The organism is Pseudarthrobacter sp. GQ63 (assembly GCF_059758765.1).
This window is the reverse complement of record NZ_JCAXEF010000006.1, coordinates 168,138-188,137: the sequence shown is the minus strand read 5'-3', so window position 1 is coordinate 188,137 and position 20,000 is coordinate 168,138. Positions and strand designations below refer to the sequence as shown.

The following is a 20,000-nucleotide window of genomic DNA, read 5'->3' as shown; positions in this document are numbered from 1 at the left end:
CCCGGTCGCCGCCGGGCGCGGTTCCACCGCTCACCACCTCTTCGCCTCCGACCGTCATGCCGGTCGACGGGGCATTTTTCCTGACGAAGGAGTCTTTCCCGTGAAAAACCCAACCAAGTTCACCGTGCTGTCCGCTGCGGCCGCCTGCCTGGCCCTGTCGCTGACGGCCTGCGGATCAGCAGCGCCCGAAAAGGGCGGCGTCAACGACGCCACCGGTTCCGATCCCGTCACGCTCACGGTGGGCACCTTCAATGAGTTCGGCTACGAGGAGCTTTTCGAAGAGTACGAAACGCTGAACCCGAACGTGACCATTGAGCACAAAAAAGCGGCAACCACCAACGAAGCACGGGACAACCTGACCACCCGCCTGGCCGCCGGCTCCGGTTTGTCCGATATTGAGGCCGTTGAGGTGGACTGGCTTCCGGAGCTCCTGCAGTACCCGGACCGCTTTGCCGACTTGGCCGACCCCGCCGTGGAAGGACGCTGGCTGGACTGGAAGGCCGAGGCCGCCACCACTGCCGACGGCAAGCTGCTTGGCTACGGGACGGACTCCGGCCCCGAGGCCGTCTGCTACAACGCCGAACTGCTGAAGAAGGCCGGCATGCCCACCGAACGTGGGGAAGTCGCCACGATGCTGGGAACCACCTGGGACAGCTACTTCGAAGCCGGCAAGGCCTATAAGGCCGCAAACCCTGATTCCGCCTGGTTCGACTCGGCAGGGGCAATCTACCAGGGCATGAGCAACCAGCTTGAGAAGGTCTACGAGGAGGAGGACGGCACTGTCATCGCCACGGAGAACCAGAAGGTCAAGGAGACCTACAACCAGGTCCTGAAGGCCTCCACCGAGGACGGGCTGTCCGCCCACCTCAGCCAGTGGAGCGATGACTGGGCCTCCGGCTTCCAGACAGGCGCCTTCGCAACAACCCTCTGCCCGGGCTGGATGCTGGGGGTTATCGAGGGTAACGCGGCCGGGGTCACCGGCTGGGATGTGGCGAACGTCTTCCCCGGCGGCGGCGGAAACTGGGGCGGGTCCTACCTGACGGTCCCCACCCAGGGCGAACACCAGGCCGAGGCCAAGAAGCTGGCAGGCTGGCTGACCGCTCCCGAGCAGCAGATCAAGGCCTTCACCGCCAAGGGCACCTTCCCCAGCCAGAAAGAGGCGCTGGAAAGCAGCGAACTGCTGGGCCAGACGAATGAGTTCTTCAACGGCGCGCCCACCGGCGAGATCTTCGCCGAACGCGCCAAGGCTGTTGACGTGACGCCTTTCAAGGGCACCAAGTACTTCGCCATCAATGACGCCATGCAGCAGGCCCTCACCCGCGTGGACGTTGACAAGTCGGACGACGCCGCCTCCTCCTGGGAGAAGTTCGTCACCGCAGTGAAGTCCCTCTAGGCATGGCTGTCACCGACCGGGTCCGGCCACGGAGCGCTGCGGGGCAGGTCCCGCCTGAGGACACGAAGGGTGTCCGGCGCCTGGCCTTCTCGCAGCAGGTCTCCAAATGGGACGTCAAGCTGTCCCCCTACCTCTACATCTCGCCGTTCTTTCTCCTGTTTGCCGTCACCGGGCTCTTTCCGCTGGTGTATACGGCTTGGGTTTCCCTGCACAACTGGAACCTCATTGGCGGGCAGGGGAAGTTCACGGGCCTGGAAAACTATGCCTTCGTCGTAGCCCAGCCCTACTTCTGGAACGCGGTGGGCAACACCTTCAGCATCTTCATCCTGTCCTCCGTTCCCCAGGTTGTTATCGCCCTGGTGATAGCGGCGGTGCTGGACGCGAACCTGAGGGCCAGGACGTTCTGGCGGATGGGGGTCCTGGTTCCGTTCGTGGTGGCGCCGGTAGCGGTAGGCCTGATCTTCAACAACCTTTTCGCGGACCAGTTTGGGCTGATCAACGAGATGCTGAAGGCGGCAGGGCTGGACCCGGTCCGGTGGCATTCCGACTCCGTTGCGAGCCACCTGGCCATCGCCACCATGGTGAACTTCCGCTGGACCGGCTACAACGCGCTGATCTTCCTCGCGGCCATGCAGGCCATCCCGCGCGACGTGTTCGAGGCGGCAACGATCGACGGCGCCGGCCGGCTGCGGCAGTTCTTCTCCGTCACTGTCCCCATGCTGCGGCCAACGGTGATCTTCGTGGTGATCACCTCCACTATCGGCGGCCTGCAGATCTTCGACGAGCCGCGGGTCTTTGACCAGTCCGGCCTGGGCGGAGCGGACCGGCAGTGGCAGACGCTGACCATGTACATCTGGGAACTCGGCTGGGGCCAGCGCAACTTCGGCAGGGCCTCTGCCGTGGCCTGGCTGCTCTTCCTGATCATTGTGCTGATCGCCCTGCTCAACTTCCTCATCACCAAGCGCATCGCAAGCCAGGGAGGCCGCAAGTGAGCTCCATCCCCATGATCGAACAGACCGCCGGGAAAGGGGCAGCCAAGGCAGCAGCGCGGCGCGGGCCAGGTGCCCGGAAACCAAGGTCCGGCCACGGAAGTGACCGCCGGCCCGGCTTCCTCACCTACGGCTTCCTGGGTGCGGTCCTGCTGGCGTCCCTCTTTCCGCTCTACTGGTCCTTCCTGGTGGGCAGCCATGACAACACGGTCCTGAGCCGCGGCATCCCGCTGCTGCCCGGGGGGAACTTCCTGGCCAACGCGGCGAAAGTCTTTGACAGCATCCCGTTCTGGAAGGCAATGGGCAACAGCCTCATCGTCTCGTGCGTGACCGCGGCGTCCGTCGTCGTGTTCTCCACCCTTGCCGGATTCGCCTTTGCCAAGCTCCGCTTCCGCGGCAGCAAGGGGCTGCTGGTGTTCGTCATCGCAACCATGGCCGTTCCCACCCAGCTCGGCGTCGTCCCGCTGTTCATCGTGATGTCCAAGCTGGGGTGGACCGGCTCGCTGTGGGCCGTCATCATTCCGGGTGTGGTTACCGCCTTCGGCGTCTTTTGGATGACCCAATACCTCCGTGACGCCCTCCCGGATGAGCTCATCGAGGCCGTACGGATGGACGGGGCCTCCATGATCCAGGCCTTCTGGTACATCGGATTCCCGGCGGCGCGCCCCGCTGCCGCCATGCTCGCCCTGTTCACCTTCGTGGCCACCTGGACGAACTTCTTCTGGCCGTTCATTGTCCTTGACCCGTCAAACCCCACCCTCCCGGTGGCGCTGCAGCTGCTGCAGGCCGCCCACTTCGTGGACTACTCCGTGGTCCTTGCCGGCGCCGTCCTGGCCACCGTCCCGCTCCTGCTCCTGTTTATCGCGGCAGGCCGTCAACTCGTATCTGGAATTATGCAAGGAGCAGTTAAAGGATGAGTTCCACCCAACTTCCGTTCCCGGAGGGCTTTCTCTGGGGCGCGGCAACAGCTGCCTATCAGATCGAAGGCGCAGCACACACCGGCGGCCGGCAGGACTCCATCTGGGATGTGTTCGCCCGGCTGCCCGGCGCCGTGGCAGACGGCCACAACGGTGACGTGGCGTGCGACCACTACCGGCGCTACAAGCAGGACGTGGCGCTCATGGGCCGGCTGCACATGAAGGCCTACCGGTTCTCCACGTCCTGGGCACGCTGCATGCCCGACGGCGTGACGCCCAATCCGGAAGGGCTCGCCTTCTACTCCCGCCTGGTGGATGAACTGCTGGCTGCCGGAATCACGCCGTGGCTGACCCTCTACCACTGGGACCTGCCCCAGGCGCTTGAGGACAAGGGCGGCTGGGCCAACCGGGACACCGCCTACCGTTTCGCCGAGTACGCGGCACTCATGCACGGTGTCCTGGGCGACCGGGTCCGGATCTGGACCACCCTCAACGAACCGTGGTGCTCGGCGTTCCTGGGCTATGCGGCGGGTGTCCATGCGCCGGGACGGCAGGACCCGCGGGCAGGACTGGCCGCCGCCCACCACCTGCTGCTCGGCCACGGACTGGCAGCCCGCGTGCTGCGCCGCGAGGCTCCGGACGCGTCTGTGGGCATCACCCTGAACCTGACGGTCCCGGATCCGCGGGATCCCGGCAGCGAGGGCGACCGGGACGCGACCAGGCGGATCGACGGCCAGTTCAACAGGATCTTCCTGGATCCGCTGTTCAGGGGCGAGTACCCGGCAGACCTGCTGGCAGACGTGGCGCACCTTGGAATGGCTGACCTGGTGCAGGACGGGGACCTCGAGATCATATCCACGCCGCTGGACCTGCTGGGCGTCAACTACTACCACGGGGAATCCCTCACGAAAGACCCGGCGGGACCCGGGGAACAGGCGGGGCAGGAGACGACGTCGGCTCCGGGGCAGGCAGCCCGCCCGGTGTCCTCCCCGTTCGTGGCAGCCGACGGCGCCCGCTCGGCACCACGGGGCCTGCCGGTGACGGGAATGGGCTGGGAGGTCCAGCCGGAGGGGCTGCGGCGCCTGCTCAACAGGCTGCAGGGGGAGTACACGGGTCCGGCCGGGATCCCCATCTACATCACCGAAAACGGTGCAGCGTACGATGACGTCCCCGACGAGGCGGGCTTCGTGGACGACCAGGACCGGCTGGGGTTCTTCGCGGCCCACCTCCAGGCAGTGCACGGCGCCATTGCAGACGGCGTGGACGTCCGCGGGTACCTGGCCTGGTCCCTGCTGGACAATTTCGAGTGGTCCTTCGGCTACCACCAGCGCTTTGGCCTGGTGCGGGTGGACTATGCAACCCAGAAACGCATCCCGAAAGCCAGCGCCTGGTGGTATTCGGAAGTCGCTGCTTCCAACGCCGTTCCGGCCGGCGCCAACCCCGTGCTGCCTTCGGAGCCGGGTGTCGTATTGTCTGTGTAATGAACCAAAAGTCCCGCCGGCCCGGTCTCCTGCAAGCAGGGCGGCCCAGCCCCACGCTCGAGGATCTTGCCACGGCCGCCGGAGTGTCCCGCTCCACCGCGTCCAGGGCGATCAACGGCGGGCTGAAGGTCAGTCCGGAGGCGCAGGCCGCCGTCGACGCCGCGATCGTGGCCCTCGGGTACACGCCGAACCGTGCGGCCCGGAGCCTGGTGACCAGGCGCACCGGATCCGTTGCGCTGGTCATTCCGGAGCCGGACGCACGGGTGATGATGGATCCGTTCTTCGCAGCCGTCATCACCGGCGTCAACGAGGCACTCCGGGGCACCGACATGCAGCTGGTGCTGCTGATGTCCCGGGCGGGGGATGACTCCGCCCGGACCATGCGGTACCTGCGGGGCGGGCACGTCGATGGCGCGATCGTGGTTTCGTTCCACGAGGCGGACGACTGGGCGGAGACCCTTGGCACAACTGGCCTGCCCACCGTCTTCATCGGCCGGCCCTGGGCCACGGGCTTCGGGGTCCCTTATGTGGACCTGGACAACTTCGAGGGCGGCCGACTTGCCGCCCGCCACCTGGCCGCCACCGGGCGCGCCCGGCTGGGAACGGTGGCTGGGCCCGCAGACATGACAGCGGCAGTTGACCGCCTGGAAGGATGGATGCAGGGTGTCCGGGAGGCCGGGCTGCCGCCCGGGCCCGTCATCCACGGTGACTTTACGACGGCGGGCGGCGCCGAAGCGGCACGGGACCTGTTCTCCGGGTCGCCGGAGCTGGACGGTGTTTTCGCCGCCTCTGACCTGATGGCACTGGGTGTTATCGACGTGGTACGGGGCGGGGGCCGGAAGGTTCCGGAGGATGTTGCCGTTGTGGGGTTCGACAACCATTCCCTCCTGGCCGCCAACGGCCTGGGCCTCACCACGGTGACCCAGCCCATGGTGGACATGGCCGTGACAGCCGGGCAGCTCCTGATCCGCGCGATCGAAAACCCGGAAGAGGAGCTGGAACCGGTCATTTACCCGGCCGAGCTGGTTGTTCGCGGCAGCACCGCGGGACACGGCGGCTAGATCACCCCGGCAGAGCGGAGTGAGCTAGCCCGGGGTGCCCAGCCGGGCGGTGCGTCAACCCCTGTTGGCGCCCACGGTCGATTCCCGCGGGACCACCCGGAACGCCGTCTCAACTTCCCGGGGCGGCAGTCCGTCCGGGTTCTTGATCCGTTCCATCAGCATGTGGATGGCGGTCTCGGCGATCTCGGTCCGGCCGGGGTCCACCGTGCTCAGGGTGGGGAGGGTGTACCGGGTTTCATCCAGATCGTCGAAGCCGATCACCGCGACGTCGTCCGGGACCCGGTAGCCGGCTTCCTGCAGGACGCGCACGGCGCCCTGGGCCAGGGTGTCGTTCAGGCCAAAGACGGCGTCGAAGGAGGCGCCGCGGTCCAGCAGGTCGTGCATGGCCGCCGCACCGTTGGACCGGTGCCAGTCCACCACGTAGGCGACGATCCCGTCGTCGTACGCAATGCCGCGCCCTTCCAGCGCCTCCCTGTATCCGCGCAGGCGCAGGCCGGCCGAGCCGATGACCTCGCCCTCGTGGGCGCCGACGACGGCGATGCGCTTCTTCCCGAGGTCCAGCAGGTGTTCGGTGGCGGCCCGGGCGGCCGTCACGTTCTGCATGGTGACGTGGTCCGAGGAACTGCCGAAGATGCGCTCGCCGAGCAGGACTACCGGGACATCGGCCTTGATCAGGTCTGCGTCCTCCTGGCCGAGCGCCAGCGGGCTGAAAATCAGGCCGTCGGACATCTTGAGGCGCGGACTGGCCATCACCTCAAGCTCGCGCTTCCGGTCAGCGCCGGTCTGCTCGATCAGCACCACCAGCCCGTGCTTGGCGGCAGCCTCGATGACCGCGTCCGCGAGTTCCGCGAAGTACGGCAGGCTCAGTTGCGGCAGGGCCAGGGTGATGGCGCCGGTGTGCCCGGAGCGGAGGCTGCGGGCAGTGAGGTTGGGGCGGTAACCCAGCTCGGCAATGGCCTTTTCCACCTTGGCGCGGGTGGTGTCCCGGACGTGCGGGTGGTTGTTGATCACGTTGGAGACGGTCTTGAAGGACACGCCCGCCACACGCGCCACATCGTGAAGAGTTGCCGCCATCCCAGTTCCTTAGTTTCAACCGCGGCCCGCAGGCCAGTACCGCCCACTTTACAACGTTGAATCGACTCAACCGGTTGCAGGGGACGGCGGTGCCCCGCCGCTGCAGGGCACCGCCGCGGTTCAGCGCCGCTTGCGCCCCGGCCGGTCCTTCCGTCCACGCTGTTCGGAGAGGTCGCGTTCGGCGGAACGCTGGGACTTTCCTGCCATCACCACCTTCTGGTGCCATTCCCGCTGGTAGGCACGCTGCGCTGCGGCGTCGCTCCGGCGGGCCAGGGCGGCAAGCTCCCGCTGCAGTTTCAGGTAGTTGTGCCAGCGGCGTTCCTCCAGCACACCGTGCGCTATCGCCTCCTGCACGGCACAGCCCGGCTCGCTCTGGTGGGCGCAGTCCGTGAACCTGCACTGGCCGGCCAGCGCTTCAATGTCGCCGAACATCCCGCCGATGCCGTCCTCTGCGTCGAACAATCCGAAGCCCCGCACGCCGGGTGTATCCATGAGGACCGTCCCGTTGGGAAGGGGCACGAGTTCCCGGGATGTGGTGGTGTGTTTACCCCTGAAGTCGCCGGACCGCACCTCCCCGGTGTGCTGGACATCGTGGCCCACCAGGGCGTTGATGAGCGTGGACTTCCCGGCGCCGGACGGCCCCAGGAGGACGATGGTGCCGCCCGCAGGGATGTGCGCCAGCAGCTCGGGGATGCCGTCACCGGTTCCGGCTGAGGTGGTCACCACCTCCACGCCCGCCGCCTGCAGGATGACTTTCCCGACGACGTCGTCCGCCACCCCGGCGAGGTCCGCCTTGGTGACGATCACCAGGGGAGTGGCGCCGGAGTCCCAGGCTGCCACGAGGGTCCGTTCCAGCCGGTTGTGCGTCAGCGGCCGGTCCACGGGCACCACCACGCCCACCATATCCATGTTGGCGGCAAGGACCTGCGCCTCGGAGGAGTCCTCGAAGGCGCGTTTCCGGCTGAGCTCCGAAAGCCGTGGAAGGACGCCGAGGACCTGGCGGTCGCCGGCCCTGTTGGGCCCCATCCACACCCAGTCACCGGTAACTGCCGCGTCACCGGTCAGCGGGTACGGAAGGTGGAGCAGGTCAGATCCCGCCGCCACCAGGAGCAGGGAACGGTCCACGCGGACCACGCGGCCGCGCTCCGTTGCCCCTGGCAGGGGGTGGTTGTCGAAGTGCCGGGCGACCGCCGGGGTGTAGCCGTAGGCAAGCGGTCCGCTTGGAGAAGCCTTGTGTGGGGTGGTGATGCTGTCCAGGGCACGGCCTGATGATGTGTTCACTGTGATACCTCAGGGGAAGCCCCTGCGCACCGGCCGCAGTGGGCCCGGGTGTTGTGGCGCTCCGCTGAGAGGTCAGGCGGGGCCGGTGCAGTACAGGGAAGGAGTCTGGATGAGGGGTGCGGAGCGCTCAGTGCGCGGGGCTGCAACAGTCATCAAAACCACCTCCCTCTCCTGCCGTGGGTGACCGGTATCAGGTCTCCCGGTTCCGCCGGCGTCATCCGGCGGATCCCACTTTAGCCCCGGCTGGCGGAATCCACCAGAGTCCGGGAACGGACATCGATTCCCGTAAAGTGCCCCGGACCAACCCGTAGTCCTTTGATGGGGCACCGGTTCGGGCATAGGTTGGCTGCAGTTGTGTTTTCCACGCTGCAGGACAATCGAGGAGGAACCATGGGCGATGACGCCATGGACAGGGCCGCTGCACGGAACGACGCGGTGGTGAACGCGGGCAAGGAGAGCCAGCCCGGCGTCAGCCATGCGGACAGGATTGATGACGACGGCGGCCGTCCGGCGAAGTGGCGCATCGTCGGCCCCGGCCTGGTGGTGGCGGCCACGGGCGTTGGTGCCGCTGACATGGTGGCTACCCTGGTGGCGGGCTCCCGCTACGGCTACGGCCTGTTCTGGGCAGTCATTGTGGGTGTGGTCCTGAAAATCATCCTCGTCGAGGGGGCCGGCAGGTACACGCTGGCAACCGGAAAGACGATCTTTGAGGGCTGGCGGTCCCTGGGCAAATGGACCACCTGGTACTTCGGCCCGTACATCATGATCTGGGGATTCGTGTACGGGGCCACGGCCATGTCCTCCGCGGCCCTGCCGCTGGCGGCCGTGTTCCCTTTCCTGCCGCTGTGGGCGTGGGCCATCCTGATGGGCCTCGCCGGCTTCGCGATGGTGTGGTGGGGCAAATACGCCACCTTCGAGAAGATCACCGCCGTGCTGGTGGGCATGATGTTCGTGACCGTGGTGGGGCTGGCCGTGATTGCCGCCCCGAACATTCCGGAAATGCTCGCCGGGCTCATCCCGATGATCCCCTCGACGGACGGCGGCATCTTCTACACGCTCGCGCTGGCCGGCGGCGTGGGCGGCACCATTACGCTCGCCGCCTACGGCTACTGGCTTCGCGAGAAGGGCTGGTACACGCCCAAGTGGATGAAGGTCATGCGGATCGACAACTCCATGGCTTACGTCATGACCGGCATCTTCGTCATCGCCATGCTGATTGTGGGCGCGGAGGTTGTGCGCTCCGCAGGTGTGTCCCTCTCCGCCAGTGACGAAGGGCTGCTTGACCTCTACGGTGTGCTGAAGGCGGAATACGGAGACGTTGTGGGCACCGGGTTCCTGGTGGGTTTCTGGGCCGCGTCCTTCTCCTCCATCATCGGCGTCTGGAACGGCGTCTCCCTGATGTTCGCCGACTTCTGGGGCAACATTGCGGGGCAAGGAATCCGGACACCCGGATACCCGCGTGGGCGGAAAATACTTCAGGTTCTACATCCTGTGGCTGACGTTCCCGCCCATGGTCCTGTTCGCGCTGGGCCAGCCGATCGGCCTGATCCTGCTGTACGGGGCGCTGGGTTCGCTGTTCATGCCGTTCCTTGCACTGACCCTGCTGGGGCTGCTGAACGGCCGGCGGATTCCCAAGGCGTGGGCCAACAAGCTCCACTCCAACATCGCACTGGGGGTCTGTGCCCTGCTGTTCATCGTCCTGGGCCTCCGGCAGTTCTGGACGTCCCTCTCGCCGCTGTTCGGCGGCTAAAGTCCGGCTGCGGCCCCTTCCGGGGCCTGGCCTACCGCTGCAGTTCCAGCGCCCGCTTCTGCCGCGCCGAGATGCTCGAAACGTACCCGCAGTTGGTGCAGGTGATGTTGTATTTCCGCGACGTGGTGAACACCGGGATGAAGAAGAGCGTGAACTTGGTGGCCCGCTCCTCAAGGCTGTGGTGGACGAAGGAGCGGCAGTACTGGCAGGTGGCCGGTTTACCGGGCAGCGCTTTCAGCACCGTCTTCAAACCAAAGAGAAGGAACATGGGTTTAGCCTTTCGGGGCAGTCCTGCTGGCTGATCTGACAACCTTAGGCCCTGGGCCGGCCGATAGCGCCATCCTGACAGCCTCCCGCACCGGTGCGATACTGAGGGTCCGCGCACTGTTCGTTATCAGGGGGATTTCGGCAAACATGGTTCTGGATACCGCGACCCTTCGGATAGCGTTCGGCCTGATGGCGCTGGTGCTGGTGTTCCTTTTCTATTTCTCCGCCTACCGGGTGACGCGCTCGCCGTACAGCGGCTGGTGGTGCCTGGCGCTGCTGTTTTTCCTGTCAGGATCGGCGTGCTTCCTGCTGGACGGCACGGCCCACCAGGTCTGGGCCAACCCGCTGGGGAACGTGCTGCTGGTGCACGGCGGGGTGGCCGTGTGGGCGGGTGCCCGGTCGCTCCGGACCGTGCCGCCGCCAAAGTGGGCCTTCACCGGCATCCCCCTGGCTACCCTGGTGGCCTCGGTCCTCGATCACCCGGCCACCAACACCTGGTCCGGCGGGCCGGTGTTCCTGGCAGCCATGAGCCTCACCATCGGACTGGCATCCCGCGAACTCTGGCGCCTGGAACCGGGTTACTCCCGGGTCCGGATCCCCATGGCCGTGGCCGCGGGCGGACTGTCCGTGTTCTACCTGCTGCGCTGGGTTGCCTTCATGCTGGAAGGCCAGCACGGGCCGGTCTTTCAGAGCGTCTTCGGTTCCGCGGTCACCACCCTGGTGACCATGGTCCTGCTGGTGGTGGTCTCCTTCAGCATGGCGGCCCTCAGCAGCGAACAGCAGACCAGGGCCCTGCGGGTGGTGGCTTCCCGCGACGATCTCACGGGGCTGCTGAACCGCAAGGCCTTCCTGGAAATGGCGGCGGAGCAGCTGGCGGACCTGTCCATCACCAAGGGGTCCGGCGCCCTGGTCCTGGCAGACCTGGACCACTTCAAGTCCGTCAACGACACCTATGGGCATGCCGCCGGGGACCTCGCCCTGCAGACCTTCGCCGATGCGTGCACCTCCACGGTGCGTCCCACCGACCTGGTGGGCCGCTACGGCGGGGAGGAATTCGTCATCCTCGTCCCCGGTGCCAGCGCAGAACGGGCGGAACTCATCGCCGAGTCGATCAGCAACCGCCTTGCGGCGGCAACCACGGCGGACGGGATGGAGATGCCCACCGCCAGCTACGGGATTTCCACCTACGACGGCGCCTCGACGGACGTGGAGCGCCTGATCGCCTCAGCCGACGCCGCACTCTACATGGCCAAGTCGCTGGGCCGGAACCAGACTGCCCGCAGCGACAGGTTGCGCTAGCAGGTGCCAGCGGACCGGGGCGCGCGCAGGCCGTGCCCCCTTGGCCTGTTGCCAAACTGTGGCTTCCGGGCGGTCCGTAACCCAAGGGCAGCGGGAAACCCTGCTGATAAAATGGCGGGGTTGCAGGGCGGCCTTATTGCTGGTCCAACCAGCGCCGTAACCAAGTAAGGGACCAGACACTCATGACGGCAGGCGGGTCACACCCCGGGACTTCGGAGACTCAGCCGGGTGCGCCGGCCAAAGCCTCCGGCCCGGCCACGGGCCGCGCCTACCTCGCTACCCTTGAGGGCTTCATCGGAGCCCTCATGATGTTTACCGGCTCCATCGGCACGGGCTGGATCGCCAACGGCTCACCCATGATCCGCCAGCCGGTGGTCATTGCCCTCCGCACGGAAGGCTGGGGAGTGACGGTGTCCACCGTGCTGCTGACCGTAGGCGCCATGGTGCTGATCCGTTCCTGGCTTCGGCTGGGCCAGCGGCTGGCGGACTGGGGGCAGTCCGCGCTGCGGTCCGTGGTGGTGGCCATCTCCGCCTGGTCGCTGCCGCTGCTGTTCTGCGTCCCGGTGTTTTCACGGGACGTGTACGCCTACACCGGCCAGGGCAGGCTGGTGATGGAGGGCCAAAACCCGTACGAGGTGGGCATCTCCAGCCTCAGCAACTGGTTCTCGCTGGGGGCAGACCCTGCATGGGCTGAAAACCGGACACCGTACGGCCCCTACTTCCTCTGGCTGGCACGCGGGGTGGTGGGGCTGACAGGTGCCCAGCCCGACGTGTCCGTGCTGCTCTTCCGCCTCCTGGCCGGCGTCGGAGTCCTGCTCTGCGTCATCTATGTCCCCAAACTGGCGGAACTGCACGGCATCAACGGCGCCCGGGCCCTCTGGATCTCGGTGGCCAACCCGCTGTTCCTGATCAGCTTTATTGCCAGCGCCCACAATGACGCCCTCATGGTGGGGCTCGCCGTCGCCGGCGTCTACTTCGCGGCCACGCGCCGCTACCTGGTGGGCATCCTCCTGGTCACCGCGTCAATCGGCATCAAGCCGATTACTGTGCTCCTGCTGCCGTTCATCGGCGTGATGTGGGCGGGACCGTCCGCGTCGTGGCCGCGCAAGTTCCTGATCTGGGCTGCGACGGCGGGCATCAGCTTCGGCGTGCTGGTCCTGAGCGGCATCCCCTACAACCTTGGCATCGGCTGGACCTGGGCCATCATGGACCCCACTCCGGGGTACACGGGCTACTCGCCGTCCGGCTTCCTGGGCCAACAGGTGGAGTTCCTTGCCAACGTCCTGGGACTCCCCGGCGGAACCTTCGCCACCCTGTTGCGGACGGGCATGAAATGGGCCGCGATCGGGCTGGTCCTGCTGCTGATGTTCCGGGGTGACTATTCGCTGGCGGTACGCCGGATGGCGCTGGCGTTCACCGCCGTCGTGATGCTGTCCCCCATCATCCAGCCGTGGTACATCCTCTGGTTCCTGCCGTTCCTGGCCGTCACGGGAATCCGTGACGACTGGCAGATCAGGTCGCTATACGTCGGCGTGACGTTCTTTGTGGTGTTCGGGGCGCAGGACCAGCTCTCCGTCTGGTCCTTCGTGGAGCTCCCCATCGATGCGTCGTCGCTGGCGTTCATCACGGCCCTGGCATTTACGTTCTACCTTCTATTCCTCGACGTGCATACACGGAAGCTGCTGATCGAAGGCAAGCCCCTGGACCTGGCCAGGCGGGGCTGGACGTGGCTGATGGCGATGCGGGAGGCCAGGCGGGGCCGGGCGGGAGAGCCCGGCCGCGAGAAGCTGGGAAGCCGCTGACCCAGGTGGTCATCCGTGGGCGGTGACGTGCGGGTCTGCGGGCCTTTTGACCCTGTTCCGCTGTCCGGGGCAGGTGTGTAGTGAAAAGGGGCCGGCCTCCCCGGATGTCTTGTCCGGGGAAGAATTCGCCGGCCTGCAGGACCGGAGGTCTTCCGGGACGCAGCAGCAGATGACGGGTCTCCACGCGAGGAGGTGGCCGGATGTATGAGTTCCGGGACCGGGTGGAAGCGGGCCGGAAGCTCGGGCTCGCCCTGGCCGGCCTGCGCGGGAAGGACGTGGTGGTCCTGGGCCTGCCCCGGGGCGGTGTTCCTGTGGCGGCCGAGGTCGCTAAAGCCCTGGACGCCCCCTTGGACGTGATTGTTGTGCGCAAACTGGGGGTGCCGTTCCAGCCGGAGGTGGCCATGGGTGCCATCGGGGAGGGCGGTGCCCGGGTACTGGACCAGCGGGTCGTTTCCCTTGCCAGGGTTACAGAGGATGATCTCCGGACAGTTGAGGCGCGCGAGCGGGCGCTGCTGGAATCCAGGCTGGAACGGTACCGCCAGGGACGGCCTCCCACGGACCTCACGGGACGTACGGCCATCATCGTGGACGATGGCATCGCCACCGGATCAACGGCGCGGGTGGCATGCAAGGTGGCGCGGCAGCTGGGCGCAGCAAGAGTCATCCTAGCTGTCCCAGTAGCCCCGGAACGGGCCATGGACGCCCTGCCGGAGGCGGACCAGGTTCTCTCCCTGATCTCCCCCCGCAACTTCCAGGCGGTGGGATACTACTACCGCGACTTTTCGCCCACCAGCGACGAGGAAGTGGTCCGCCTCCTCGACGCCGTAGCACGGCGGGAGCACCCTGAGCGACCGGGGCAGGTGACCGGCGTCGACCAGGACGTCCACATCGCCGTGGACGGCGTGTCAATCAACGGCGACCTGCACCTTCCGGACCGGTGCCGGGCCGTGGTGGTCTTTGCCCACGGCAGCGGCAGCAGCCGGCACAGCCCCCGCAACCGCTACGTTGCTTCCGTCCTCCAGGGAGCAGGTCTGGGCACCCTGCTGCTGGATCTGCTGACTCCCGCAGAGGAAGTCAACCGCGAAAACGTCTTCGACATCCCCCTGCTGGCACAGCGGCTCAGCGCAGCAACCCGATGGCTGAACGGCAGGGAGGACACCGCTGTGTGCCGGGTGGGGTATTTCGGGGCCAGCACCGGCGCAGGCGCCGCGCTGTGGGCCGCGGCCGAACCGGGCGCGCACGTGGACGCCGTGGTTTCCCGCGGCGGCAGGCCGGACCTTGCTGGGCCGCGCCTCGCAGCGGTGCGTGCGCCTACCCTGCTGCTGGTGGGGGGTGCCGACACCCAGGTCCTGGCCCTGAACCGGCAGGCCATGGACCTTATGCGGGCCCCGGTGCACCTGGAGACCATCCCGGGAGCCACCCACCTCTTCGAGGAGCCCGGCACGCTGGGCCAGGTGGCAGCTCTGGCCAGGGAATGGTTCTCGCGCTACCTGACGCCGGAGGCTGCCGCGGAAGGTGCCCCGGGGGTTTCCTAGGCCTTCAGCTACGCGCCGGCAGGCACCGCTGCAGGTTTCCGGCCCAGCTCGGCGGTCCGCTTCACCGACCACCACAGCAGCACCACCAGGAGCACGTTGCGCGTGGTGAGGATGGCTGCCATCACCGGATGGGCGTGGATCAGCGGGGTGTAAAACAGCGGGTAGATCACGAACGTGGTCATGGCGATGCCCATCAGCAGCGCCGCGGGGACCTTCCACCGGTCCCAGTCGTGGGTCAGCCCGGCGATGATCACCGGCGCCAGCCAGATGATGAACTGCGGGGAGCCCACCTTGTTGAACACAATGAACGCGGTGACCATCATCAGGGAGCCCTCGAGGAACAGTTCCTCCCTTTCGGCCCCGCGGTTCAGGGCGCGGACCAGCAGGACAGCGGCGATGACGGCCGCGAGGATCAGCAGCGGCTGCATCAGGAAAGCCGCCACACTAGCGCCGGGTCCGTAAACCTCGGTGGAGTTGATGGCGGTGTTGTCCGCCATCTTCGAGCCTGCGATGTTGAAGACGCTCAGCCACACCCACGGCGTGGAGAAGGTGGCTTCCAGCTGCATGCCGCGCTCGCCCTGGTTGGTGAGGAAGTCCATGATGTGCGGCAGCCCGCCGGACAGCCAGGTCCCCAGGGCCACAACCGCCGTCACCGCCACCCCGGAAAGGAGGATGTGGACCCGCTTCCGGCTGGCGATCACGATGGGCACGAGGACGGCCGCCGGCCACACCTTGATCCAGGTGGCGATGCTGAGCAGGACGCCGGCCACCACCGGCCGCTGCGCCGCGTACAGCAGGGCGATGAGCACGATGGGGGCGGTGATGCCTTCAACGCGGGCGAAGCTGAGGTAGCCCATGAAGACCGTGAAGAACAGCCACCACCAGGCCGGGGCGATGCCGCCCACCTTGCGCGGTCCGCGGGTGAGGAAAGCGAGGCCGACGGCGTTCAGGGCTGTGATGATCAGGAACCACACCAGGAGGTACAGGTCCGGCCCCGCGATGTTGGCCAGGAAGATGGGGATCTGCGCCAGCACGGGGTACACCCAGGGGCTGATCTTCCCGTCGAGGTCCGCGGGGTTGTAGCCGTCCATGGCCCACTGGCGGTACTGCTCTGTGTCGCTGAACGTGCCGCCGTGCAGGAAGAAGGACGCCATCCAGCCCAGGAAGTACAGATGGACGACGGCGAATCCCCACCACACGCTGGAAGGGCGGGCGAACCAGTCCACCACCTTTGCGGGCAGGACTTTGCTGCGGACGCTGACCAGGCGGTCGAAGAACCTCGCGGAAATCTTAGGACTCCTTGAGCGCGGGGGCGGCAGCAGGCGCCTTCTTGCCCAGCAGGTAGAGGCGCCGGACGCTCCAGATGAACAGGACCACCAGGAGGACGTTGCGGATGGTCAGCACCAGGGCCATCCAGGGATTGTTGTGGCTGAGGGCGTCGTAGAACAGGGGGTAGATGAAGTACGTTGCCACGGCGATGACGATCAGCATGGCGGCCGGGACCCGCCAATCACGCCAGCTGTGGGCGAGGCCGACGGCGACGGCCGGGGCGAGCCACACCATGAACTGCGGGGAGCCCACCTTGTTGAACACAACGAACGCGGTGGCCAGGGTCAAGGCGCCGGCCAGGAGCAGTTCGGTGCGGTCCACGCCGCCGTTGAGCCGGCCCTTGTGCTGGTTTCCGTTGTGGAGTGCCCAGAACGTCAGGCCGGCCACCAGCAGTGCGGCCAGGATCAGGAGGGGCTGCATCAGCACTGACATCAGTGCGGTGCCGGGGCCGTCCACCTGCATGGAGTTGATGTCCGTGTTCATGTACATGCGGGAGTCGCCGATGTTCAGGACGGACAGCCAGAGCCAGGGCGTGGTGAAGGTGGCCTCCAGCTGCATGCCGCGGTCACCCTGCTGGGTGAGGAAGTTCAAAAGCTTGGGGACGCTGCCCACCGCAGCGGCCAGCGCGACCACCCCCGCCGTCGTCGCAAGTCCGGCGAGCACCACCAGGACGCGGTTTTTTACGACGGCGAACAGGGCCAGCATGACGGCGGCGGGCCAGACCTTCACCCAGGTTCCGATGGCGAGTAGGACGGAGGCGATGAACGGGCGGCCGACGCCATAGGCAAGGGCCACCAGGACCAGCGGGGCGGTGAGGCCGTCCACGCGGGCGAACCCCAGCCACCCCATGAGGAAGGTGAAGACCAGCCACCACCAGCCTGCTGGGATGGCCTGGCGGTCCCGGCCGCTGTTGGTAAGTTTCAACAGTGCCCAGCCGTTCAGGACCGTGGTCATGAGGACCCACAGGAAAAAGAACGGACCGGGGCCGGCGACGCCCGCGATGGCCATGGGGATCAGCGCAAGGATCGGGTAGACCCAAGGGCTGGGCCCGCCGGTGAGGTTCGCGTCGTTGAACCCTGCCATGGCCCAGTCGCGGTAGATAAAAGTATCGCTGAAGGCCTCACCGCGAAGCGAGAGGGATGCCGCGAAGACCAGGAAAACCAGGTGCACCACGATGAAACCGCCCAGCAGCCCGCGGCCGGTGTTCAGCCGGGTCCGGGCAGGCGCGGGAAGAACGGCGTCGCGGATCCGGGTAAGTCGGCCGAAGAAAGCGTCCGTAGAGATGGCGGGTCCTTATCAGATCGTTGCACAGCCGTGTGTTGCGCAGTGGTGCACGGGTCTTGCCGGGGGTTTCTCCGGCGGCATGGGAGGCGTTCCACAAGGGCTCCCACTCCCTATCAACTGTAAGTGACCAGCCCGGGGCCCAGTAACTGCGGCGCTTGGGCGGTGGAGCGGACGCCCTTGACCTGCGGTTCCTTGTTACTTGATTTTTCAAGTTGCTGGGGACCCCATGCTGGTGCATTATGAGGTGGGCGGTAAGATGCCCTGCCGCGTCGGTAGCTTGGGGGAGCGGAATGACGCGCGTCCCATCCCTAAAACACTAAGGCCCACCCATGACCGCTGACTTCCCCTTGACCCTCACCGTTGCCGACCGCGCGAGCATGGACAGCGAGCTCGACGCCGCTGTTACCGCCGCCAAGGCCCGCGCACTCGCCGGGAAGAGTCACGGCATCCTGGTGACGCGGCACGGCGTGGACACGTTCACCGTGGCGCTCAGCGACGCCGTTCCCTTCGGCCTCACCCGCGAACAGCAGGCTTGGTAGTACTGCAGCGCGGGTTCGCGTAACCGGCGCTGCAGCCTCCCCCGGCGTTGCCGGGATTTCTTCCGGCACCCTTCCGTTCCGATGCCTCCATGGCTCGGTCCCTGTGCGGCTTGAAGGGTTAGGCAACCGTGACCTTCAGGTCGTTCCTTCCCGGTGCAACGCCCGCTACTGTCGACAGCACCATCGGGGACGACGGAAGAGGCACGATGAGCATCGACATCGAGATTGGTACAAGCCTCAGCAATGAGGACGCAGCGCACTTTGCGGCCACAACGGAAGCAATCACCTCAGCGATGCAGAGGGTGCGCGAAAGGCACGCGGCGTACAGCTGGGTGTGGACTGACGAGATCCGCTGCCGCGGCTGCAACGCGAGCCTGGACATACCGCCGCTCGCCAGCACGAACGTGAGCGCCGACAAAGCCTTCCAGGCGCATCTGTCCGCCCAGCTCGATGCCTTCCTGGCTGCTGGCGGACACCAGCGCGGGGAATCCGGCTAGCGGTACCAGCCCACCGAACGGTCGTAGCTGGACACCAGCGCCCCTGTGCCTGGCGCGCCATCCCCGCCCGCGGGGAAGTAGATGGCCCCAAACTCGGCGCCTTCAGATTCGATCCGTTGGCGCGCCCATGCTTGGGCGTCGTCGATGTCCTTCTCCGGAATGCCTTCGCGGGTGTTGTTTCCGGCGCTGAAATGGATGTCCAGCTGGTACTCCCCGGACTGCGACGCTCCGGCATGGTGGCCAGGATCCCGCTCATCGCGCCTGCTGACCATCACCTGTGCCAAAGCATGGAGGAAGGACGGGTCCTTGGCCGCGCTGCCATGCTGCTGTTGTTCCATCCGCAGCGCTGAAACCACGCTCTCCACGGTGTCCGCGTCGCTGACCACGTATGAAGCTCCGGCGACGTCCGCCTCCGAGCCCCCAACACTTTTCAAGTACTGCATAAATTGCTCGGAGCTGGACTGTCTGGAGTTCATGCACCCTCCCTGAGGGCTATTCGCGGCGAGTGCCGACCTTCCCCACACTAGACCCATATGGATCGCCCAAGCCCGTGCCCTGTGAAATAGTTTGGGGACGGAGAGCGCGGTCAGGCCGGCCCATGCTGCGTCGATTGGCCGGGTACGCGTGGTGCCCCGTTTCCGCCCGCCTTCGCCAGCGTGAATATCCCATAGCGCATTGCGCCGGTGCGGTAGGCCAGGATCAGGCGGGGGATGCTTAAAGCGAAGATGCGATTGCGGGCCCCAAGGGCGAGGCGGCGGGTCTCGCGATCGACGAGCAGGGCCTTCGCCAGTCGACGGGCGCAGACCGGCCAGGTGCGCGCGACGCGGCGGCTGACATCCTCATAGCCGGTGATCACGAAGCCCGCCGCGACGGCCATCGCCTCATACTCCTCGCGCGTGCCCATCGACGGCAGGCGCCCTTCGCGGCAGATCGGCTCGAGCAGGTGGCGAACCTTCCAACCTGTGGCTTCAGTCTCGGCAAGCCACGCGCAGACGACGAAGCGGCCGCCGGGCGACAGCACACGATGGGCCTCGGCGAAGAACCTGGGCTTATCGACCATGTGCTCGCTCGACTCGATCGCCCACGCGGCATCGGCTGAGGCATCGGGCAGCCCGTTGGCGAGCCAGTCGCGAAGACGGATGTCCACGTCTGGTACAGGATGCGCGGCGGCATAGTGGGCCTGCTCAGCGGACAGCGTGAAGCCGGTATCGCGGACCCTGCGTGTCACCGCGAGCCGCCGTGCGGTGGAGCCATAGCCGCAGCCGATGTCGACGCACGCCTGGCCGGGCAGAAGGCGCAGCCGATCGCCGACGGTGTCCACCAGCGCCTCGACGGCCTGAGCGGGCGTCTCGCGACCGGTTGCCCACAGGCCGTGATGGACATGCTCACCCCACACCCGACGATAAATCGGATCGAGTTCGTCGTAGTGATCCGCGACCGCCGCGGCGTTCTGGGAAATTTCGGGGACGATCACGCCATCACAGTACAACGCCGGCGGATTC

Annotated in this window: 17 protein-coding genes and 1 pseudogene; 11 read left to right on the top strand and 7 right to left on the bottom strand. The window is 66.7% G+C overall.

Annotated elements, in window-relative coordinates:
- The first annotated feature begins 100 nt into the window (after positions 1-100).
- Genes AC6CHP_RS12525 through AC6CHP_RS12505 form a run of 5 tightly spaced genes read left to right on the top strand, consistent with a single transcriptional unit; the run spans position 101 to position 5,841 of the window.
- On the top strand, positions 101-1,393 hold the full coding sequence (locus AC6CHP_RS12525; RefSeq protein WP_498230205.1) for an ABC transporter substrate-binding protein: 1,293 nt from the start codon (positions 101-103) through the stop codon (positions 1,391-1,393).
- A 2-nt stretch (positions 1,394-1,395) separates the two neighbouring features.
- Positions 1,396-2,385 carry a carbohydrate ABC transporter permease gene (locus AC6CHP_RS12520; RefSeq protein ID WP_188810566.1) on the top strand — a complete coding sequence of 330 codons (990 nt, stop codon included), beginning with the start codon at positions 1,396-1,398 and terminating at the stop codon, positions 2,383-2,385.
- Positions 2,382-3,299 carry a carbohydrate ABC transporter permease gene (locus AC6CHP_RS12515; RefSeq protein WP_174180806.1) on the top strand — a complete coding sequence of 306 codons (918 nt, stop codon included), beginning with the start codon at positions 2,382-2,384 and terminating at the stop codon, positions 3,297-3,299. Before AC6CHP_RS12520 ends, AC6CHP_RS12515 begins: the two co-directional genes overlap by 4 nt.
- A complete protein-coding gene (locus AC6CHP_RS12510) occupies positions 3,296-4,780 on the top strand; it encodes a glycoside hydrolase family 1 protein (protein WP_498230203.1) in 1,485 nt (494 codons plus the stop codon). Before AC6CHP_RS12515 ends, AC6CHP_RS12510 begins: the two co-directional genes overlap by 4 nt.
- Positions 4,780-5,841, top strand: a complete 1,062-nt coding sequence (locus tag AC6CHP_RS12505; protein WP_377192416.1) for a LacI family DNA-binding transcriptional regulator — start codon at positions 4,780-4,782, stop codon at positions 5,839-5,841. The genes AC6CHP_RS12510 and AC6CHP_RS12505 overlap by 1 nt, the downstream gene beginning before the upstream one ends.
- Positions 5,842-5,895: 54 nt before the next feature.
- Here AC6CHP_RS12505 and AC6CHP_RS12500 read toward each other — a convergent pair whose 3' ends face one another.
- Both AC6CHP_RS12500 and rsgA read right to left on the bottom strand, forming a co-directional pair.
- The gene (locus AC6CHP_RS12500; protein ID WP_498230201.1) at positions 5,896-6,915 is read right to left on the bottom strand and encodes a LacI family DNA-binding transcriptional regulator; all 1,020 of its coding nucleotides are present in this window, start codon (positions 6,913-6,915) and stop codon (positions 5,896-5,898) included.
- Between the two features lie 120 nt (positions 6,916-7,035).
- On the bottom strand, positions 7,036-8,196 hold the full coding sequence (gene rsgA / locus AC6CHP_RS12495) for a ribosome small subunit-dependent GTPase A (RefSeq protein ID WP_188728521.1): 1,161 nt from the start codon (positions 8,194-8,196) through the stop codon (positions 7,036-7,038).
- A 405-nt stretch (positions 8,197-8,601) separates the two neighbouring features.
- Between rsgA and AC6CHP_RS12490 the strand changes: the two are divergent.
- Positions 8,602-9,946 (top strand): annotated as a pseudogene (locus AC6CHP_RS12490) (Nramp family divalent metal transporter).
- Positions 9,947-9,977: 31 nt separating this feature from the next.
- On the opposite strand, the gene AC6CHP_RS12485 reads toward AC6CHP_RS12490, so the two are convergent.
- Positions 9,978-10,214: a zinc-ribbon domain-containing protein gene (locus tag AC6CHP_RS12485; protein ID WP_104188935.1), complete on the bottom strand. Its 237-nt coding sequence runs from the start codon at positions 10,212-10,214 to the stop codon at positions 9,978-9,980.
- A 146-nt stretch (positions 10,215-10,360) separates the two neighbouring features.
- Here AC6CHP_RS12485 and AC6CHP_RS12480 point away from each other — a divergent pair, with 146 nt between their 5' ends.
- From AC6CHP_RS12480 to AC6CHP_RS12470, 3 genes are all read left to right on the top strand, one after another.
- Positions 10,361-11,512, top strand: coding sequence for a GGDEF domain-containing protein (locus AC6CHP_RS12480; protein WP_188728524.1), 1,152 nt, complete (start codon positions 10,361-10,363; stop codon positions 11,510-11,512).
- Positions 11,513-11,694: 182 nt separating this feature from the next.
- Complete coding sequence (gene mptB / locus AC6CHP_RS12475; protein ID WP_104188931.1) at positions 11,695-13,314, top strand: polyprenol phosphomannose-dependent alpha 1,6 mannosyltransferase MptB; 1,620 nt, start codon at positions 11,695-11,697, stop codon at positions 13,312-13,314.
- 200 nt (positions 13,315-13,514) lie between these two features.
- On the top strand, positions 13,515-14,849 hold the full coding sequence (locus AC6CHP_RS12470; protein WP_498230197.1) for a phosphoribosyltransferase family protein: 1,335 nt from the start codon (positions 13,515-13,517) through the stop codon (positions 14,847-14,849).
- An 8-nt stretch (positions 14,850-14,857) separates the two neighbouring features.
- Here the strand turns inward: AC6CHP_RS12470 and AC6CHP_RS12465 are convergent, their stop codons facing one another.
- Together AC6CHP_RS12465 and AC6CHP_RS12460 are read right to left on the bottom strand one after the other, a co-directional pair.
- Positions 14,858-16,078: a glycosyltransferase 87 family protein gene (locus tag AC6CHP_RS12465; RefSeq protein ID WP_498230195.1), complete on the bottom strand. Its 1,221-nt coding sequence runs from the start codon at positions 16,076-16,078 to the stop codon at positions 14,858-14,860.
- A 61-nt stretch (positions 16,079-16,139) separates the two neighbouring features.
- The gene (locus AC6CHP_RS12460; protein WP_498230230.1) at positions 16,140-17,426 is read right to left on the bottom strand and encodes a glycosyltransferase family 87 protein; all 1,287 of its coding nucleotides are present in this window, start codon (positions 17,424-17,426) and stop codon (positions 16,140-16,142) included.
- Positions 17,427-17,791: 365 nt separating this feature from the next.
- Between AC6CHP_RS12460 and AC6CHP_RS12455 the strand changes: the two genes are divergently transcribed.
- Entirely contained in the window at positions 17,792-18,001 is a 210-nt protein-coding gene (locus tag AC6CHP_RS12455) for a hypothetical protein (RefSeq protein WP_377192402.1), read from the top strand.
- Positions 18,002-18,129: 128 nt separating this feature from the next.
- Entirely contained in the window at positions 18,130-18,498 is a 369-nt protein-coding gene (locus AC6CHP_RS12450) for a hypothetical protein (RefSeq protein ID WP_498230192.1), read from the top strand.
- On the opposite strand, the gene AC6CHP_RS12445 is transcribed toward AC6CHP_RS12450, so the two are convergent.
- Both AC6CHP_RS12445 and AC6CHP_RS12440 read right to left on the bottom strand, forming a co-directional pair.
- Positions 18,495-18,974, bottom strand: coding sequence for a hypothetical protein (locus AC6CHP_RS12445; RefSeq protein WP_188728536.1), 480 nt, complete (start codon positions 18,972-18,974; stop codon positions 18,495-18,497). The two genes, AC6CHP_RS12450 and AC6CHP_RS12445, sit on opposite strands and share 4 nt — an antisense overlap.
- A 110-nt stretch (positions 18,975-19,084) precedes the next feature.
- Positions 19,085-19,972 (bottom strand): class I SAM-dependent methyltransferase, encoded by an 888-nt coding sequence (locus AC6CHP_RS12440; RefSeq protein ID WP_498230190.1) that lies wholly within the window; start codon positions 19,970-19,972, stop codon positions 19,085-19,087.
- Positions 19,973-20,000 lie beyond the last annotated feature (28 nt).

Excerpts from the sequence above, each read along its gene's own strand:
- AC6CHP_RS12520 (WP_188810566.1), top strand. The coding sequence starts at position 1,396 with ATGGCTGTCACCGACCGGGTCCGGCCACGGAGCGCTGCGGGGCAGGTC.
- AC6CHP_RS12510 (WP_498230203.1), top strand. The coding sequence starts at position 3,296 with ATGAGTTCCACCCAACTTCCGTTCCCGGAGGGCTTTCTCTGGGGCGCG.
- AC6CHP_RS12505 (WP_377192416.1), top strand. The coding sequence starts at position 4,780 with ATGAACCAAAAGTCCCGCCGGCCCGGTCTCCTGCAAGCAGGGCGGCCC.
- AC6CHP_RS12500 (WP_498230201.1), bottom strand. The coding sequence starts at position 6,915 with ATGGCGGCAACTCTTCACGATGTGGCGCGTGTGGCGGGCGTGTCCTTC.
- AC6CHP_RS12485 (WP_104188935.1), bottom strand. The coding sequence starts at position 10,214 with ATGTTCCTTCTCTTTGGTTTGAAGACGGTGCTGAAAGCGCTGCCCGGT.
- AC6CHP_RS12480 (WP_188728524.1), top strand. The coding sequence starts at position 10,361 with ATGGTTCTGGATACCGCGACCCTTCGGATAGCGTTCGGCCTGATGGCG.
- mptB (WP_104188931.1), top strand. The coding sequence starts at position 11,695 with ATGACGGCAGGCGGGTCACACCCCGGGACTTCGGAGACTCAGCCGGGT.
- AC6CHP_RS12470 (WP_498230197.1), top strand. The coding sequence starts at position 13,515 with ATGTATGAGTTCCGGGACCGGGTGGAAGCGGGCCGGAAGCTCGGGCTC.
- AC6CHP_RS12455 (WP_377192402.1), top strand. The coding sequence starts at position 17,792 with ATGACCGCTGACTTCCCCTTGACCCTCACCGTTGCCGACCGCGCGAGC.
- AC6CHP_RS12445 (WP_188728536.1), bottom strand. The coding sequence starts at position 18,974 with ATGAACTCCAGACAGTCCAGCTCCGAGCAATTTATGCAGTACTTGAAA.